General features: G+C 68.8%; 12 protein-coding genes. 6 read left to right on the top strand and 6 right to left on the bottom strand.

What is annotated here, in order from left to right; all coding sequences use genetic code 11:
• Nucleotides 1-22 precede the first annotated feature (22 nt).
• The 4 genes from AB0M63_RS39775 to AB0M63_RS39760 are packed head-to-tail and all read right to left on the bottom strand — an operon-like array spanning nt 23 to nt 4,071.
• The gene (locus AB0M63_RS39775; protein ID WP_366022808.1) at nt 23-1,126 is read right to left on the bottom strand and encodes an acyl-CoA dehydrogenase family protein; all 1,104 of its coding nucleotides are present in this window, start codon (nt 1,124-1,126) and stop codon (nt 23-25) included.
• A complete protein-coding gene (locus tag AB0M63_RS39770) occupies nt 1,123-1,590 on the bottom strand; it encodes a VOC family protein (protein ID WP_355913613.1) in 468 nt (155 codons plus the stop codon). The genes AB0M63_RS39775 and AB0M63_RS39770 overlap by 4 nt, the downstream gene beginning before the upstream one ends.
• Before the next feature lie 8 nt (nt 1,591-1,598).
• Nucleotides 1,599-2,798: a cytochrome P450 gene (locus tag AB0M63_RS39765; RefSeq protein ID WP_355913616.1), complete on the bottom strand. Its 1,200-nt coding sequence runs from the start codon at nt 2,796-2,798 to the stop codon at nt 1,599-1,601.
• 40 nt (nt 2,799-2,838) lie between these two features.
• Entirely contained in the window at nt 2,839-4,071 is a 1,233-nt protein-coding gene (locus AB0M63_RS39760; protein ID WP_366022807.1) for a CoA transferase, read from the bottom strand.
• Between the two features lie 113 nt (nt 4,072-4,184).
• Between AB0M63_RS39760 and AB0M63_RS39755 the strand changes: the two genes are divergently transcribed.
• The 3 genes from AB0M63_RS39755 (at nt 4,185) to AB0M63_RS39745 (ending at nt 7,844) form a co-directional block, all read left to right on the top strand.
• Entirely contained in the window at nt 4,185-5,504 is a 1,320-nt protein-coding gene (locus tag AB0M63_RS39755; RefSeq protein WP_366022806.1) for an acyl-CoA dehydrogenase family protein, read from the top strand.
• Complete coding sequence (locus tag AB0M63_RS39750) at nt 5,501-6,280, top strand: glucose 1-dehydrogenase (protein ID WP_366022805.1); 780 nt, start codon at nt 5,501-5,503, stop codon at nt 6,278-6,280. The genes AB0M63_RS39755 and AB0M63_RS39750 overlap by 4 nt, the downstream gene beginning before the upstream one ends.
• A 916-nt stretch (nt 6,281-7,196) precedes the next feature.
• Entirely contained in the window at nt 7,197-7,844 is a 648-nt protein-coding gene (locus tag AB0M63_RS39745) for a LuxR C-terminal-related transcriptional regulator (RefSeq protein ID WP_366022804.1), read from the top strand.
• Here the strand turns inward: AB0M63_RS39745 and AB0M63_RS39740 are convergent.
• Both AB0M63_RS39740 and AB0M63_RS39735 read right to left on the bottom strand, forming a co-directional pair.
• Nucleotides 7,834-10,545, bottom strand: coding sequence for a LuxR family transcriptional regulator (locus AB0M63_RS39740; RefSeq protein WP_366022803.1), 2,712 nt, complete (start codon nt 10,543-10,545; stop codon nt 7,834-7,836). The two genes, AB0M63_RS39745 and AB0M63_RS39740, sit on opposite strands and share 11 nt — an antisense overlap.
• On the bottom strand, nt 10,523-13,174 hold the full coding sequence (locus AB0M63_RS39735) for a LuxR C-terminal-related transcriptional regulator (RefSeq protein WP_366022802.1): 2,652 nt from the start codon (nt 13,172-13,174) through the stop codon (nt 10,523-10,525). Before AB0M63_RS39735 ends, AB0M63_RS39740 begins: the two co-directional genes overlap by 23 nt.
• A gap of 331 nt (nt 13,175-13,505) precedes the next feature.
• Here AB0M63_RS39735 and AB0M63_RS39730 point away from each other — a divergent pair, with 331 nt between their 5' ends.
• Genes AB0M63_RS39730 through AB0M63_RS39720 form a run of 3 tightly spaced genes read left to right on the top strand, consistent with a single transcriptional unit; the run spans nt 13,506 to nt 17,965 of the window.
• Nucleotides 13,506-14,978 (top strand): FAD-dependent monooxygenase, encoded by a 1,473-nt coding sequence (locus AB0M63_RS39730; RefSeq protein ID WP_366022801.1) that lies wholly within the window; start codon nt 13,506-13,508, stop codon nt 14,976-14,978.
• A 48-nt stretch (nt 14,979-15,026) separates the two neighbouring features.
• The gene (locus AB0M63_RS39725) at nt 15,027-15,974 is read left to right on the top strand and encodes an aromatase/cyclase (RefSeq protein WP_366022800.1); all 948 of its coding nucleotides are present in this window, start codon (nt 15,027-15,029) and stop codon (nt 15,972-15,974) included.
• Entirely contained in the window at nt 15,971-17,965 is a 1,995-nt protein-coding gene (locus AB0M63_RS39720) for an SDR family oxidoreductase (protein ID WP_366022799.1), read from the top strand. Before AB0M63_RS39725 ends, AB0M63_RS39720 begins: the two co-directional genes overlap by 4 nt.
• Nucleotides 17,966-17,983 lie beyond the last annotated feature (18 nt).

The following is a 17,983-nucleotide window of genomic DNA, read 5'->3' as shown; positions in this document are numbered from 1 at the left end:
GCCTTTCGACAGGACGTCGGTCTCAGATTCCGACCAGGTCGGCCAACCGGGTCCGGTACGTCGCCGGGCCCCCGAACAATTGCTCCGACGACTTCGCGCGCTTCAGATACAGATGCGCGTCGTGCTCCCACGTGTAGCCGATGCCGCCGTGGATCTGGATGTTCTCCTTGGCCGCCCGGGTGAAGGCGTCCGCGCAGCAGGCCGCGGCCAGCGCGGCGGACACCGGTAGTTCGGACGAGCCCTCGGCGGCCACGGCCCTCGCGTGGTAGGCGGCCGACCGGGCGCCCTCGACCCGCACGAGCAGGTCGGCGCACTTGTGCTTGACGGCCTGGAAGGCCCCGATGGGCCGCCCGAACTGCACACGGACCTTGGCGTACTCCACGGCGGCGTCCAGACAGGCCTGCGCTCCACCGACCTGTTCGGCGGCGAGCGCCACGGCCACGAGGTCGAGCACGGTGCGCAGATAAACCGAGGCGTCCCCCTCGGGACCGACCCGCCGCGCGGGCGCCCGGTCGAGGTCGACACGCGCCAGCCGCCGGGTCGGGTCGAGGGTCTCCAGCCGGGTCCGGGTCACGCCGGGCGCGTCGCCGTCGACGGCGAAGAGTCCGGGTCCGGTGTCGGTACGGGCCACGACGAGGATCAGGTCGGCGGTGTGGCCGTCGACGACGAACATCTTGGTGCCGGACACCGTCCCGTGCCCGGCCGTCGCCCCGACGTCCGCCAACTCCCATGATCCGCCCGCCTCGGCGAGCGCGAGCGTGGCCGTCATGGAGCCGTCGGCGATCGCCGGCAGCCAGCGCGCCTTCGCCGCCTCGTCGCCGGAGGCCGCCAGGGCCTGGCCGGCGAGCGCGACGGTCGCGAAGTACGGCGAGGGCAGCAGCGCCCGACCGGTCTCCTCCAGTACGATCCCCAACTCGACCGGCCCGCCGCCTGATCCGCCGTACTCCTCCGGCAACGCCAGCCCGTGCAGGCCGAGTTGGCCGGCCATCTGCCGCCACAGCCGGGGGTCGTGGCCTTCGTCGGAGTCCATCGCGTCGCGTACGGCGGCGCTCGGCGCCTTCTCGGTGAGGAAGCGCCGTAGTGTCGTACGGAGTTCGTCCTGCTCCTCGGTGAACGTCAGGGTCACGTCTGTGCCTTGGATCGCAGATAGGCGCCGAGGTCCGGGATGCGGGAGCGCTCCACGATCTCGATGCGCAGGCCGGAAGGGGCCAGGAGGTAGGCGAAGATCGACATGGCGCCGTCGACGACCGCGCAGGCCTCCAGGGCGAAGCCCGCCTCCTCCAGCCGTTTGGACGTCTTCGGTACGTCGTCGCAGAAGTAGCCGAGGTGGTGGGTGGCGATGTGCTCGGTCGCCGTCCACGGTGTCCCGGGGATCTCCTGCACGAGTTCGACGTGCGGGGCGTCCAGCGAGTACGCGTAGCGCAGCGGGAGCACGCGATCGCCGTCCGCCAGCCGGATCGGCAGGTCGGCGGCGAGGGTCTCGGTCCAGCGGTAGCCCGCGATCTCGGTCAGCCGGGTCTTCCACAGTTCGAGGTCCGGGACGACAACTCCCGTGTGGTACAGGTCCGTTGCGCTGAGTGGATGTGTCATGGGGCCGCTCACCACTCCAGCCGGAGCTGCTTGATGCCGTACATGTTGCCGTGCGCTTCGAGGTCCTGGCCGGGCGTGATCCGGTAGTCGGGGATGCGCCGGTGCCATTCCTCTACGGCGACGTTGAGTTCGAGGCGGGCGAGGTGGGAGCCGAGGCACCGGTGCGGGCCCGATCCGAACGCGATGTGGTTGGTGGCCTTGCGTCGCAGGTCCACTTCGAGGGGCCGGTCGAAGCGCTCGGGGTCGCGGTTGCTGACCGCGAGCGGGAGCATCACCATCTCCCCCGCCCGCACCGGGCAGCCGCCGATCTCGACGTCCTCTGTCGCCTTGCGGGCGGGCACGACGAACGAGTAGACGCGGAGGATCTCCTCGACCGCCGTCGGGATCAGCGAGGGATCCTCGACGATCGCCCTGCGCTGTTCCGGATGCGTGGCGAAGTGGTACAGCGCCCAGCCGATCGAGATCGGGACCGTGTCGAAGCCGGCCTGGAACAGCAGGATGCAGAACGCGTGCATGTCCCGGTCGCTGATCGGCTCGCCGTCGATCGTCCAGGTCATGGCGCGGGAGAGCAGGTCGTCACGGGGAGCCTCGCGCCGTAGCGCGATCTGCTCCTCGAAATACCGCGACACCTCGTTCATCGCGCTCAACTGCCGGTTCCCGTCCGGGTCCTCGCCGTGCGAGAGGTGCAGCAGATCGTGGATCCAGTCGAGGAACCTGGCGAGGTCCTCCTCGGGCAGGCCCATCAGGCGCATGAAGATCAGGGTCGGGAAGCGGCGGGCGAACGTGTCGAGGACGTCGGCGGAGCCGCTGTCCCGCAGCCCGTCGACCAGACCGGACGCGACCTCCCGGACCTCCGGTTCGCGGGCGGCGACCGTCTTGGGCGAGAAGGCGCTGCCGAGCAGCCGCCGCCACGCGGTGTGCTGCGGCGGGTCCAGCATCTCGGGGATCCACAGGAACCTGGGGTCGGGGTCGAGCGCCGTCACGGATTGGTTGGAGAAGGTCCGCCAGTCCTGCAACGCCTCCTGCACGGCCGCGCCTTCGGTGACGACCCAGTACCCGCGTGCCACGGTGCTCCGGAATCCGGAGTGCGTGCGGGCGATCTCGTCCCAGCGTTCCTGGTGGCTGAGGACGGGCCCGCCGAGCCGGTTGTCGAAGTAGTACGCGGGGACACCCTGATGGGTTCCGTCGGGTTCGAGTGTCGCGCTCATCACGGCTCCTCTCCTGCGGTGGTGGGCTCTCCTACGACGGTCATGTCGCCGCGCCGTCGATCTTCAGAGCGAGCAGCTCCTCGTCGGAGAGACCGAGCGAGCGCAGGACCTCGTCGGTGTGCTCCGCGAACTGCGGTGCCCTGGTCAGCTCGGCCGGGGTCTCGTCGAACTGGACGGGATTCGCGACGAGTTCGCGATCCACTCCGTCGGCGTCCACGACCGGGGCGATGAGTCCGTTGGCGCGCAGCGAGGCGTCCTGGCCGACCTCCCAGGAGTTCTGCACCGCCGCCCACTGGCCCGCTCCGCGCGAGAGGATCTCGAACCACTCGGCGTAGGGGCGCGACGCGATGAGTTCGGCGACGATGTCGGCCGCCTCCATCGCGTTGGCCATCAACTTCTCGGTGCTGTCGAAGCGTTCGTCCTCGCCGAGTTCCGGGCGGCCGGCGAGTTTGCAGAACTCGGCCCAGTACCGGCCGGGTTGGAGCATCGCGAGCTCGATCCACCTGCTGTCCGAGGTGCGGAACGCGCCGATGAGCGGGTTGGTGGCGGAGCCGTAGCGGGGCTGGGTGTTCACCGGCAGCGGGCCGCCTGCCATCAGCGCCATGTTCACCGTGAACTGGGTCGCCCAGGCGCCGACGCCCAGCAACGACACGTCCACCACGGAGGGTTCGCCGGTCGTCGCGCGGGAGTAGAGGGCGGCGGCGATACCGCCGGCGATCGTCATGCCGCCCATCGAGTCGCCGTAGGCTCCGGCGGGCATCCGGGTCATGCGGTCCGCGCCCGCCGGGGTGACTCCGGCGGCGCTGCCGCCGCGCGCCCAGAAGGCGGTGCTGTCGTAGCCGCCCTTGTTCGCCTCGTCGCCGCGCACGCCGAAACCGCTGCCCCGGACGTAGATGATGTCCGGGTTGATCGCCCGGATGTCCTCGACGTCGATACGCAGTTTGGCGCGCGCCCCCGGCAGGAAGTTGGTGAGGAACACGTCGCTGGCGCGGACCAGTTCCTCGAACACCTTGCGGGCGGACGGCTTCTCCAGGGCGAGGCCCACGCTGCGTTTGCCCCGGTTGGGTCCCTCCACGATCGGGAAGAACGAGGACCCCTTGCTGGTGGCGTCGTATCCGAGGACCCGGACCAACCCCCGCTGGGCGTCGCCGCGTTCGGCGTGCTCGATCTTGATCACATCAGCGCCCCAGTCCGCGAGCACGGCGCCCGCCGCCGGAACAAAGGTGAACTGGGCTACTTCGAGAACGCGAACGCCCTCCATCGGCCTGCGCATCGACCAACTCCTCATACTCAATATGCCGTCACGCACCTCAAGTATGGACCGAACCTCGCTAAAAAGTATACTGTTTTGCTGTCACCGACCGATCCGCACCTCTCGGAGAGCCGATGCTGGACTTCTCGATCGAACCCGAGTTCCAGGCCAAGCTGGACTGGGCGGCGACCTTCGTGCGGGAGGAGGTCGAGCCGCTCGACCTCCTCTTCCCGCACGGCGGCGACCCGTACGACACCCGCAACGAGAAGGCGCGCGCGATCCTGCGGCCGCTCCAGGACCAGGTCCGGGCCCAGGGCCTGTGGGCGTGCCACCTCGGCGCCGAACTCGGCGGCGCGGGCTACGGCCAGGTGAAGCTCGCCTACCTCAACGAGATCCTCGGCCGCTCCTACTGGGCCCCCACGGTGTTCGGCACCGCGGCCCCGGACACCGGCAACGCCGAGATCCTGGCGATGTTCGGCACCGAGGAGCAGAAGGCGCGCTATCTGCGGCCGCTGCTCGACGGGGACATCGTCTCCACCTTCTCGATGACGGAACCGCAGGCCGGCGCCGATCCGAAGGAGTTCGTGTGCCGGGCCCGGCGCGAGGGCGACGAGTGGGTGATCGACGGGGAGAAGTGGTTCTCCTCCAACGCCCGCTACGCGGCCTTCCTCATCGTCATGGCCGTCACCGACCCGGATGCCCCGCCGCACGCCCGCATGTCGATGTTCATCGTGCCGGCCGAGACTCCCGGCATCGAGATCAAGCGCAACGTCGGCACCATGGACGAACGCGACTCCCTCGACGAGGGCATCCACGCCTATATCCGCTACGACCAGGTGCGGGTCCCGCTCGACGCCATGCTCGGCGGTCCGGGCGAGGGCTTCAAGGTCGCCCAGGCCCGGCTCGGCGGGGGGCGGGTGCATCACGCGATGCGGACCGTCGGCAAGTGCACCCGCGCCTTCGACATGATGTGCGAGCGGGCGGTGTCCCGGCGTACTCAGGGCACTCTTCTCGCCGAGAAGCAGGCCGTGCAGCAGTTCATCGCGGACTCCTGGGTGGAGCTTCAGCAGTTCCGGCTGCTGGTGCTGCACACCGCCTGGATCATCGACACCCAGCCGCACGGCGCGGCCCGCACCCAGATCGCGATGTGCAAGGTGCAGACGGCGAAGGTGCTGCACGACGTCATCCAGCGCGCCCTGCACATCCACGGCTCGCTCGGCACCACCAACGAACTCCCGCTCGCGAAATGGTGGATGGCCGCCCCCAACCTCGCGCTCGCCGACGGCCCCACCGAGGTGCACCGCACCACGATCGCCAAGCAACTCCTGAAGAACCGCCGCCCGGCCGAGGGCCTGTTCCCCAGCGAGCACATCCCGCCCAAGCTGGAGGCCGCCCGCAAGCGGTACGCCCACATCGTCGAGGACGACAGCCTCACCGGCCGGGTCGACGCATGAGCGACGAACGCGACACCAAGTCCCTCGCTCCGGCGGACCTGTTCGACCTCTCCGGCAAGGTCGCCCTCGTCACGGGCGGCAGCCGGGGCCTGGGGCTCGCGATGGTGCGCGCATTCGCCACCGCGGGCGCCGACGTCGTGATCGCCAGCCGCAAGCTCGACGCGTGCGAGACGGCGGCGGCCGAGGTGCGCGCCCTCGGCCGCCGCGCCCTGCCGGTCGCCGCCCACGTCGGCCACTGGAACGACCTCGGCTCGCTCGTCGACGCGGCCTACGAGGAGTTCGGGAAGGTCGACGTCCTGGTCAACAACGCCGGCATGTCACCCCTCGCTCCCTCCTCGGCCGACACCAGCGAGGAGCTGTTCGACAAAGTGATCGGCGTCAACTTCAAGGGCCCGTTCCGGCTCGCCTCGTTGGTCGGGCAGCGCATGGCCGACTCGGGCAACGGCGGGTCGATCATCAACGTCTCGTCGTCCGGCGCCCTGATGCCCCAGCCCCGCTTCGGCCCGTACGCGGGCGCCAAGGCCGCCCTCAACGCCCTGACCACGGTCTTCGCCCTGGAGTACGGCCCGACCGTCCGGGTCAACACGATCTCGGCCGGCCCGTTCCTCACGGACATCTCCAAGGCCTGGGCACCGGAGAAGCGCGAGACGACCCGCAGCGCGGCCGGACGTCCGGGGCAGCCGGAGGAGATCGTCAGTACCGCGCTGTATCTCGCGAGCGACGCGTCGAGTTATACGACGGGGGCGTTGATACGGGTGGACGGCGGGCTGTACTAGGGCCTGTCTGACAATTCCCGTCTGCCGCGCGACGCCATGCACGCACCTGACGCCGCGCGGCCGCCCTCCGGGCGACGACGGGGATTATCAAGGGCGTTGACGCTACGGGCCACGGTTCGCGCGCCGGTGCCATCGAAGGTCGGCCTGCCCGTCATGACACCGGTGGGTCGCTCGTGGCCGAGGCGGCCCTGACAAGCAAACCTCACCGGTACATGGCCCGGCAGACCGAGCTCGACCGCGACTGGACGGCGTACTGCAATACGCCCGACCGACACCTGCGGCGTGGTCGCCCACCGTCCGCCGGGAACGCCGAACCAATACTCCATGGCCGGTGCCTTCGACCGCCCGCACCGCGTCCTGTTCGCCGCGCGGAACGCATCCGACGAACGCGGCTGGTCGCGGGCCCGCGCGGACCGCACGGATGCCTCGCCGGTCGACGGGCGCAAGACGGGCACCGAACGCCGTCCGATCCGGACAGACCACGTCACCCCGCTCAAGGTCATCGCGACCGGGGCCACCGTCCATGGCGTCACCCGGACTCTCGCCCCGACCGACGGGATTCCCCCCTTCGCCGGCCTCCCGAGCCGTCCTCCCGAGCCGTCCTCGCGGACATCCCGAGGTCCCGCTCGGAGGCAGCGCCTCAACATCCGCTGGGAACGCCGGACGAACATCCCTGGTGTCCTCACAAGGCGTCGCGACAATCGAACAGTCAGGTAAACTTTGACCCCCGGTATTTCCAATCCACGGAAAACGACACCGCCTCGTCGCAAAGGCCTTCGCCGCCGACCGACACCTCACTCGGGCAACCCACGAGATTAGCCGGGGCCTGCCCATTTCGCTTGACATGGCAACTTGATGACGCATAGTTTCCTGTTGGGGGACAGAGGGTGATTACTTACAGGAAGGCGAGGCACCTGTGAATAACATTTCCGACCCCAAGCAACTCACCGGATCCGCGAGTACTTCCCTGGATGACAGCGGTGCCGGACTTGCCGTGCTGGACACCGGGTTCATCATTCTCAACTCGAACCAGCATTTTCGCCGCAACTTGGCAGTGGAGGCCGAGGAAACCCACGGACGTACCATCCGAAGGTTCTTGCACCCCGATTCCTTCTCCCTCCTCACACAACGACTGACCGGACAGGGCCAGGCAGTGAGCGGCGATATCGGTAGCCAGATACGGCTGATCGGTTCCGACGGGGCGGCAAGGCTGGCAGCCTGTGAAGTGATCGGAGTGCGCCAGGCGCATCGCGTCGATGAAGTTTTCCCGGTAGCGCTGCTCATACGCTGGCGTTTACGTGGCACCCGGCCAGCATCCACGAACATACAGTTGAGTCGAATCTCCGCGAGAGTCCTGGAACTAGTGGCCGAGGGCTGCTCGTCTCTCCGTATAGCCACCGAGCTTCATCTGACCAGGCCCGGCGTGGACTATCACGTCACCTCTCTGATGAGGCGGTTCCGTGTGCCCAACAGGTCGGCGCTGATCTCGAAGGCGTACCACACCGGCATCGTCGGGCCGGGCATATGGCCACCGAGGGTCGCTGCGGAGTTCATCAAACCCTGAGCCGCGCGGCAGGATCGTCGAGAAGATCCAGCAATTGAGACCTGCTCTGAATCCGCAGCTTCGCGTACACCTTGGAAAGCCTTCTCTCCACCGACCTGACGGTCACTCCAACCCTTTCAGATATCTCCAGGTTGGATTTCCCCGACGCTGCCAGTCGAGCCACCTCGATCTCTGCCGTCGTCAGGCCGAGAGGAACGGCGACCGGTGCCAGCTGGACATGGAAGCTCCCCGTGTCGTCACATTCTCCATCCCATTCCACACCGCAGCTCCTCGCGATACTGCGGGCTCTCCTCATATGCGCTTTCGCTGCCGCGGGGGACTCCAGGTGGCGGGCCAGGGAGTAGTGCGATTTCGCCAGTTCCAGACGGTTCACAGAGCCGGAGAGGGCCTCGACGGACTGATTCATCAAGTCGATGGCCTGCTTTCCTTCGCTGGTCCACGCCAGCTCCCGGAGGGCAACACCGACGGAGGTCGGTGAACCCCAACTCGCAGAAATATCGTACAACTCCTCCGCGATCGCGCGAGCCTCGAATTTTCTGCCCATTCGAATGAGGCAGGCCGTGGACATGCTGCGCCAGGAAAGATACTCCGGGTTGCTGACGCCCAGACCCTCCAGCTTGTAGCCGCAATTCTGGAAATGATGAAGCGCGGTCACATCGTTCCCTCGACCGAACTCCTTGTACCCGCGCACCAAATGATGGGCGGCAGCGGCCCAGGCGCGGTCTCGGGCGTATTCGGGCAGATCCAGGAACTGGTCGCAGAGCTCGGCGTTCCGGCTCTCGACCGCGATGCGCGCCATGATGAAGACCAGATCCCGGCCGTGGTGGCGCCAGTCCTCTCCCCCCAGGGCAAGACTCCGACTGGCCAGTGCGACTGCCTCGGGCAGCAGCCCCTGGCACAGGGTGGCGAGCGCCTCGGCGGCGGAGAGCCAGGCGTGCCTCGCGGGCCGCTCCCCTGTGGTGCCGACGCTCGCCTCTTCCTGGGTGGGCAATCGGTCGCCTACGGCAGCCAGCCGGTTGAGCACCTGTTGAGGCGCTCCCGCGAGCGCCAGCGCAGGCATGAGGAGGAACGCTTCGTCATGCGGTGACACCGAATCCCGCTCCGCCTGGAGGAGGTTCCCCGCCAGAGACATCACCTCATGAGCGGGTCGGCCGACGGTCAACGTCGCCCGGTGCAACAGCACGGACATGAGCGCGCGTTCGGCGGGCGTCCGGCCCTCGCTGGACCGGCACGCATCGGTCGGCCACGACTCGGCACCGACTGGCGTGGACGTAGCCCCGTTGGTCGTGAAGCACCACCGAGCCTGGATGCGCAGGGCTTCCTCACGTTGCCGCCCGGTCAGCAGGGCGGGGTCGCCGAGGTCGAGCATCGTGGCGTGGAGGGAGTCCTGAACCGTCGACGTGGCCGAGGACAGCAGCAGTGGGGAAAAGCGCCGGAAGAAGCGGACGCGCAGGTCGACTGCCTCCGTCGGCGGGGGGACGATCTGCGAGAGATGGCGGAGCGCGGAGCGCAGGTCGAAGTCCTGTTCGGCGACTGCCAGCTCTGTCAGCAAGGTCGTGTGGGGCTCGCTGCCCGGCTCGCAACGCATGAGACCGTTGCGCAGATGGCGTGCGGCTGTGCGCGAAGCGCCCCGGGCCGTCACCGCCCGAGCGGCCTCCCTGAGCCGCTCCGTCAGCCAACTCACGTCGGGAGACGTCGTTTCGGTTATATGGGCGGCGACCTCCTCGATGGGTGCGCCGATCAGGCTCAGGCGCCGGGCCGCCCGATGATGCAGCAGGTCGAGCCGCTCCACCGCCGTCGCGTCCCTGATGAGTCCGGCCAGGGCGAGCGGCGACAACTCCAGCTGGGTGCACGGCCGCAGCACCCCCATCCGGCGCAGCCGTTGGGCGGCGTGTGTGGCGTCGTCAGGGGCCATGCCGGCCAGGGCGGCGACATCGGTGAGGCGACCTCGACCGCCGAGCACCGACAGCGCTTCGGCGAAGCCGGACACATGGTCGGGCTCGACGGCGAGCAGCAACCTGATGCGATGGACGAGCATGGCGCGCCGACCACCGTCGATCGCGTCGCAGGTCGGGCTGATCCCTTCGGCGAGGTGGTTGATGACCTGGGAGACGAGCAGGGGATTGCCGTCCGTCGCCTCCGCACACGTGACGGCGAGTGTGCGGTCGATCCCCGACTCGTACCGTTCTTGGAGCATGGCGTGGATCACGTCTATGGGAAGGTTCCGGAGCCAGAGCCGACGCGCGCCGGCGGTCAGGCTGCGCACGCGGGGACGGTATGCCCCATGGCTGCCGTCCGTCATCGTCGCCACCAGGAGGACGCGCTTGCGATCCGATCGTGAGCGCAGGGCGTCGAGCGACTTCAATGTGGCGTCGTCCAGACGATGCAGGTCGTCCACGAGGACGATCCGCAGCTCACCAGGGCCGTCGAGAAGGTTCTCCACAGGTCGCGTACGGGCGTCGGCCTCGGCCTGACCGGGTTCCCCGGCGTCTCCGGGGCCGTCGGCGAGGGACATCAGAGGTATGCCCATCGTTGCCGCCTGCGCCTCGGCAGCACGAAGCAGGGTCGACTTGCCGGAACCCCACGGGCCGGTGATCAACAAGGGCTTCGGTAAGTGTGCGGTTGGTCGGCGCAGAGTGCTTGTCAGTACGGCCAGTTCGTGGTCGCGGCCCCGCAGCTCAGAGCCGAACGCCTTCGACATCCGTGTCACCACCTTCCCCTTGAAACGCACTTTGGGTGATCGCCGCTCGTACCAGTGCTTCGCGCAGTTCCTTGCGACCGCGGATGCCGAGCTTCCGGTAGACGCAGGTCAGGTGGGATTCCACTGTGCGTAACACGAGATGGAGCTCGTCGGCGATCTCCTGATTGCTCCGGCCTTCGGCCGCGAGTCGAGCCACCTGGAACTCGCTTCGAGTCAGCAGGCGCTGGACGGCACAGTCCGTGTTTACACGTGTAAGACGACCGCCGGCTGCCACCAAGGCCGTAGCGGCCGTGGCCCGCAGGGCATAAGCCCCGTGCTGCTCCGTCAGTACCACCGCTTCCCGCAACCGCCGACGGGCGGCGACCGGACTTCCGGCGTCCAACAACGCCTTGCCCAGGTGGACTTTCACCCGGGCGCGGGACACCACACTCGGCGACTCCGCGAGCAGGGCGTCGGCTTCGGTGAGCAGTTCGACCGCGGTGTCGGGTTCGGCGGCGGCGAGCCCGGCGCAGAGGAGGAACTGGCCCATCGCGGTCTTCGTGCCCCACCTCGCGGCGACCTCGCCGATCCGCGTCAGAAGGTGCCGGGCCTCCCGGGCCCGACCCATGACCATCTCCAACCGGACCATGTCGTACCAGCGAGGCGGAAGCAGCATGGTGTGCATCCCCTCCTCCTCGATGTCCTTCATCAGCGTGGACAACAGGCGGGATGCGGCCTCGTGATCGCCTGCCCGGCTCAAGGCGCAGGCACGTTCATGGTTCAGTTCGACCCAGAGGTAGAGATTGTTCTGATGGGCCGACAGAGTGCCGAGCAGCCTGTCCGCCGCCTCGGTCTTGTCCTGAGCGGCCAATATCCTCACCGACAGCAGCCGCATGAACGTGCGCTGCGTCCGTGTCGGCCTGGGTGTGGCGCGGCGGAGTCTCCTGAGATCCTCGGAGGCATCGTTGAGGCGCCCGAGCTCGCACCATCGGTAGACACTCCAGCGCAACAGCACGTGCTGTCCGGCTTTGTCCCCTCGCAACCGTGCCTCTTCCATCGCGCCGGCGTAGACGCGCTCGGCCAGCGGTGCCAGGTCCGCCCGGAAGAGACAGGACACCAGGGCGCACGTCACGTTCGGATCCTGCGTCCCGGAGGCCAGCACCTGCTGGGCATGTTGCGCGACCTGGTCCGCGGACCCGCTGGCGACCACCTCGCGCAGGACGTCGAGTGCCTTCGGCGCGTCCTCCGGCGGGCTGAAGGACGATTCGCGTCCCGGCCTGGCGGCCGGCGCCGACGTGGGGACCGAGGCGCCCCGAAGGGGTGAGTCGTCAGCGACGACCAGGGGTGCTCGATCGGACGGCGCCGGGCGGTTCCACAGCTCACGGATGGTGTCCGGCACCCGGCCGAGCGCCATGGTCGGACCCGCCATGAGCCGCGCCGTCTCCGACCGGTCGAACGCGCCGGGCGCCTCTTCCAGGGCGCGGTTGAGGTGGTCCATCGCGGCGCGAGGATCGTGGAGGGCCAGTGTCCCGGCCAGTCGGAACAGCGTCCGGGCGCGGTCCTCGGGGCTGGTCTGCGACTGGAGCAGCAGGGTTGAGTAGCGTGCGGAGGTGCAGGGGTCGGAGCGCTCGGTCGCCAGTGCGGCCTGGCGCATGACGTCGTGCATCCATGGTTCTTCCAAACGAGCCAGATGCGCCAGCTGCCGTGCGATGTCCCCCGGAGGACGGGCCGCGACGTCGAGGAGGCGGGCCGCACGTGTATGCAGCATGCCCAGGTCCGCCGCGGATACCGTGCCGAGGATCGACGCGCGCACGACGGGATGTGGCGGCCGGCCGTCGGCGGGCAGGAAGCCCTCGATCCGGAGCCTTGCGAGATGCCGCGCCGTGCTGTGTGCGGGTGCGCGGATCAGCCCCGCGAGGATGTCCTGGGCCAGGTCGTCGAGTACGGCTGTCGCGACCAGCACCTCCCGTGCAGGCGGAGCCAGGCCGGCCATCGCCGCGCGGTACGGGTCTGTGAGGTGTCGATAACTTATACGGGCCAGGGAGGGGACACTACGCGCGGTGGGCGAGAGGCCTTCGGAGCGCACCGTCCGCCATAAAGTCACCAACCGGCCCAGCACACCCGCTGTCAGCCAGACACTCTCACGAATGAATTCTTCGTCGGGTTCCGCTGCCAGAACCTTCCGGGCCAACCGGACCGCCTGCACATGTTCCAGCGACGACAACGCAATGATCCTCGTGCGATCCCGGAACATCCATCGTGCAAGAAACCAATCCGGCAAGCTCTTCTCGATCGCCTCTGAACTCAATACCACGAGGACGCGAGGGGAGGACGGATGATTCAGGATCTCGTCCAGAAATCGAAGGGTTGGGTCGCCGATATTTCGTACGCCGTCAACGACGATCGCCGACGGCCGTTCCGAATCACCGCCCACGGAACGCTTTGCGTTCCATTCGCTCAGCGAGTGAGCAAGGTCACTCTCCAAAGACCTGTTCCCGTCCCAGTGGATGACCGCGAAACCCTTGTCGCAGAGTAGCCGCGAAAGACGCCCCAGCAGCCAGGTCTTTCCACTTTCTCGTGAACCTCCTACCAGCACGAGCCGTACCCGGCCGGCTGCCGCCAACTCCGCACAGGAGGAGATCGCGAGCATCTCGGACGACCGCACTTCGCACTCCGGAGCACCCATGAATCGCGCGTCACCCCTGCCTTCACGTGTCCCTGGCTCGACCCGTCCCACCTGGCCCATGTCGCTCAGCGTGCGCAACTTGGATGCAAGCCAAGCGTAGAACCCGTGAACTTTCAAGCACGGAATGCTTTATGCATCTCTGCGAACAATGCCCGGTTTAGGTCATTGTGAGTGGCCAAGCTCGGCGGACTTCTATGGAAATCCATAGTTGGCCAAGTCCTATGGTTGAGGTGTTCCGCCCGACAAGGCGGTGATCCCCACTTCCCTTTTTTGGGCTCGGGTGGTTGGAGTATGCATGGAAGACGTTTCAGTCATCATTGTCGGATCCGGTCCGGCTGGTCTCATGCTTGCCGGGGAGTTACGTCTTTCCGGGATGATCCCGCTGGTCCTGGAAAAGCTTGACTCTCCTTCGGGGGAATCCCGGGGAATCGGTCTGACCGTGGGAACCGTGGAAATTCTCGGGCAACGGGGCCTACTGTCCCGTTTCCCAGGGCTCCTGCCCAGCCACCGGGGGCATTTCGGTGGTGTTCCTCTCGACCTCGGGGCTCTGGGAGGCGGTCTTTCGGCCGCGGCCGGCATCCCGCAGAGCGTCACCGAGCGGGTACTCGGCGCCTGGGTGGCGGAACTCGGTGTCGAGGTACGCCGCGGACACCGGTTCGTCGGCCTGGTGCAGGAAGACGATCACGTACGCGTCCAGGTCGAGGGCCCGGCCGGACCGTACTCGCTCCGAGCGGGCTACCTGGTCGGTTGCGACGGCGGCCGTAGCCCTGTCCGCAAGGCCGCGGGGTTCGACTTCCCCGGCACCGCTCCCACCCGGGAACTGTTCCTCGCCGATGTGCGGGGGCTGTCGCTGGAGCCCTGGCCGACCGGCCGGCACTTCCCCGAGGGCATGGCGATGGCCGGGCCCCTGGCAGAGGACACCGTGCGCATCATCGTCGCGGAGCGCGACGCGCCGCCTCGGCGTCGCTCCGAGCCGCCCGAGTACGCCGAGATCGCCGACGCCTGGAAGAGACTGACCGGCATCGACATCACCCACGGCGAACCCGTGTGGGTGAGCGCCTTCGGCGACGCCAGCCGTCAGGTGACCGAGTACCGGCGCGGCCGTGTCCTGCTCGCTGGAGACGCCGCACACGTCCACCTGCCCGCCGGCGGGCAGGGCATGAACACGAGCATCCAGGACGCGGTGAACCTCGGCTGGAAGCTCGCCTCGGTGCTCCGGGGGACGGGAGAGGACACGCTCCTGGACTCCTACCACACGGAGCGGCACCCCGTCGGCCGACAACTCCTGGACAACACCCGAGCACAGAGCCTGCTGCTGTTCGGCGGCGAACCCGTGGCCCCACTGCGTGAGGTGCTGTCCGAACTCCTCCAGTACGAGGAGGTCGCCTCGCATCTGGCGGCCAAGGTCAGCGGCCTCGACATCCGGTACGACACCGGCGGCGGCACCCACCCGCTCCTCGGCGGGCGGCTCCCCCGGCTGACGGTGTCGGCGAACGGCCGCACCCACACCGCGCACACGCTGCTGCGGACGGCCCACGGCGTCCTGCTCGACCTTGAGGACAACGCACACCTGCGTCGCCGGGCCGCCCCATGGAGCGACCGGGTCGACATCGTCACGGCCACGATCGACCCTGCCACGGGCTCCGCACTGCCTGAGGGCACCACGGCGGTGCTGCTGCGCCCGGACGGCTACGTGGCCTGGGCCGCGCCCGGCAGCCACACCGATCTTCCGGGCGCCCTGCACCGCTGGTTCGGGCCGCCCCGCTGAGCCACCCCCTCCCCGCCGTCACCCCGCCTCCCTCTTCTGGAGACCAGCATGACCGCAGAGTCCCGCGTGGAAGTCGAACACGAGATCGGCGTGAACGTCGCCGCCGACGAGGTGTACCGCCTGATCGCCGAGGTGGAGAACTGGCCCCTCCTCTTCCCCCCGACCATCCACGTGGAGCAGTCGGCGCTCGGCCCCGGCGAGGAGCGGATCCGGATCTGGGCCGCTGCCGGCGGACAACCCAGGACCTGGACCTCCCGCCGCCGACTCGCCCCCGAGGAGCGGCGTATCGACTTCCGCCAGGAGATCTCCGCGCACCCGGTGGCCGAGATGGGTGGTGCCTGGATCATCGAGCCGCTGTCCGCACACGGCTCGCGGGTCCGCCTGCTGCACGACTACCGGGCCGTCGACGACGATGCCGACAGCCTCGCCTGGATCGCCAAGGCCGTGGACGAGAACAGCACGGCCGAACTCGCGGCACTGAAGGAGAACGCGGAACGCGCCACCTCCGGTGCCGACCTGACCTTCTCCTTCGAGGACTCCGTACAGGTCGAGGGAGCAGCGAAGGACGCCTACGAGTTCGTCTACGACGCGGCGCGCTGGCCCGTCCGGCTGCCGCACGTCGGCGAGGTGCTCCTCACCGAGGACGCGCCCGGTCTGCAGACGCTCCGGATGGAGACCCGGACCCGGGACGACGCGGTCCACACCACCGAGTCCTTCCGGGTCTGCCTGCCGACGCGGCACATCGTCTACAAGCAGACCGTCCTGCCGGCCCTGATGTCCCTGCACACCGGCCACTGGCGGTTCGACGAGAAGCCCGACGGCCGGGTCACCGTCACCTCCCGGCACACGGTGGTGGTCAACGAGGACAACATCGCCCCGATCCTCGGCGCCGACGCGGGCGTGACCGAGGCCCGTGATCACATCCAGCGAGCCCTCAGCGCGAACAGCCAGGCCACACTGCGCCACACCAAGGCGTATGCGGAAGCCCAGCGGTGACCGGTACGGAACACGGCCCGGACGCCGACGTCATCGTCGTCGGGGCCGGACCGGTGGGACTGCTCCTGGCGGGGGAGGCCGCCACCGGCGGCCTCCGGGTGACGGTACTGGAGCAACGGGCCGAGGCGACGAACGAGTCCCGTGCCTCGATCCTGCACGCCAGGACCATGGAACTGTTCGCCGAGCTCGGGCTGCTCGACCGGCTGGGTCCGCTGCCCAAGGCCGGGCCGAGTCACTTCGGAGGAGTGCCGCTGGACCTGGAGGAGGCGGAACCCGGCCACCCCTACGCGGGGCAGTGGAAGTGCCCCCAGACCCGTATCGAGAACGCCCTCGGCTCCTGGGCCGTGGACCGGGGCGCACGGTTGCTGCGCGGCCATGCCGTCACCGGACTCAGCCGCCAGGACGACGTGGTCGAGGTGACTGCCTCACAACTCGCCGGCGGAATACCGCGTCGGCTCACCTCGACCTACGTGGTGGGCTGCGACGGAGAGCGCAGCAGCGTCGGCCAGCTCGCCGGATTCCGCTACTCCGGTCGGGCGGCGACCCGCGAGATGCTCCGGGCCGACGTCGCGGGCCTCGACCTCCCCGTCCGCCGTCTCCGGCGTTACCCGAAGGGCGTGGCCACCTCGGCTCCCTGGGCGGACGGCACCACCCGCCTCATGGTCCACGTCTACGGCCGCCGGGCCCGCACCCGCACCCAGGAACCCCTTTTCGCGGAGATCTGCGACGCCTGGGAGGAGGTCACCGGTGAGGACATCCGGCACGGGCGGCCGTTGTGGCTCAACGCCTTCGACGACACCCACCGGCAGGCGGACAGCTACGCGGACGGGCCGATCCTGCTCGCCGGCGACGCCGCCCACGCCCAGATGCCCATCGGCGGCCAGGCCCTCAACCTCGGCCTCCAGGACGCCGTAGACCTGGGCCGTCGCCTGGTCGGCCGCGTCCGGGACGGCCGCAGGGACGAACCGGACGGCTACCACGCGGCCCGGCACCCCGTCGCGGCCCGCGCTCTCACCCACTTGCAGGCACAGGCGGAACTGCTGCTCGGCGGCCCCGAGGCGGATCCGGTACGGGCGGTCTTCGCCGAACTGACCGGCTTCGGCCGGGTCCGCCGACACCTGGGCCGGCTCATCAGCGGTCTCGATGCCCCACCCCCCGGATCCGGGTCCCGCTCCGACGCGGCGCCTCGGCTCGATCCCTCATCCGCAGACAGGAGTTCCCCCATGGACAGGCTCAGCGGCAAGACCGCACTCGTCACCGGTTCCAGCCGCGGCATCGGCCGGGCCACCGCGGTCGCGCTGGGACGACAGGGCGCGCTCGTCGCGGTGCACTACGCCGAGAACGAGACCGCCGCCAAGGAGACGACCGACCTGATCGAGAAGGACGGCGGACGCGCCTTCACCGTCCGGGCCAGGCTCGGCGCTCCCGGCGACGTACACGAACTGTTCCTCGGACTCGAACGCGGTCTCAAGGCACGGACCGGATCGTCGACGCTCGACATCCTGGTGAACAACGCGGGAGAGACCTCCGCGAGCGGCACGGCCCCGGAGGACGTGACGCCGGAGGAGTTCGACCAGCTCTTCGCGGTCAACGCCAAGGCGCCGTTCTTCCTCGTGCAACGTGCCCTTCCTCTGCTGCCCGAGGGCGGCCGCATCGTCAACATCAGCTCCGGTCTGACCCGGGTGGCCAACCCCGAACAGCTCGTGTACGCGATGACCAAGGGCGCGATCGAGCAGCTGTCGCTGCACTTCGCCCGGCACCTGGCGCCCCGGAACATCACGGTGAACAGCGTCGCCCCCGGCATCACCGACAACGGCGGACCGGTCTTCCAGATGCCCGAAGTGGTCGAGCAGCTAGCCCAGTTGTCGGCCTTCAAACGCGTGGGCAAGGCCGAGGACGTGGCCGACGTGGTGGCGTTCCTCGCCAGTGACGAGGCCCGTTGGATCACCGGTGCGTTCATCGACGCCAGCGGCGGCACCCTGCTCGGCTGACACCCGGGCCCCTCCCCC

Origin of the sequence: Streptomyces sp. NPDC051576, from assembly GCF_040681835.1 — a bacterium.
Taxonomy (GTDB): Bacteria; Actinomycetota; Actinomycetes; order Streptomycetales; family Streptomycetaceae; genus Streptomyces.
This window is presented reverse-complemented; position numbering and strand designations above follow the sequence as displayed.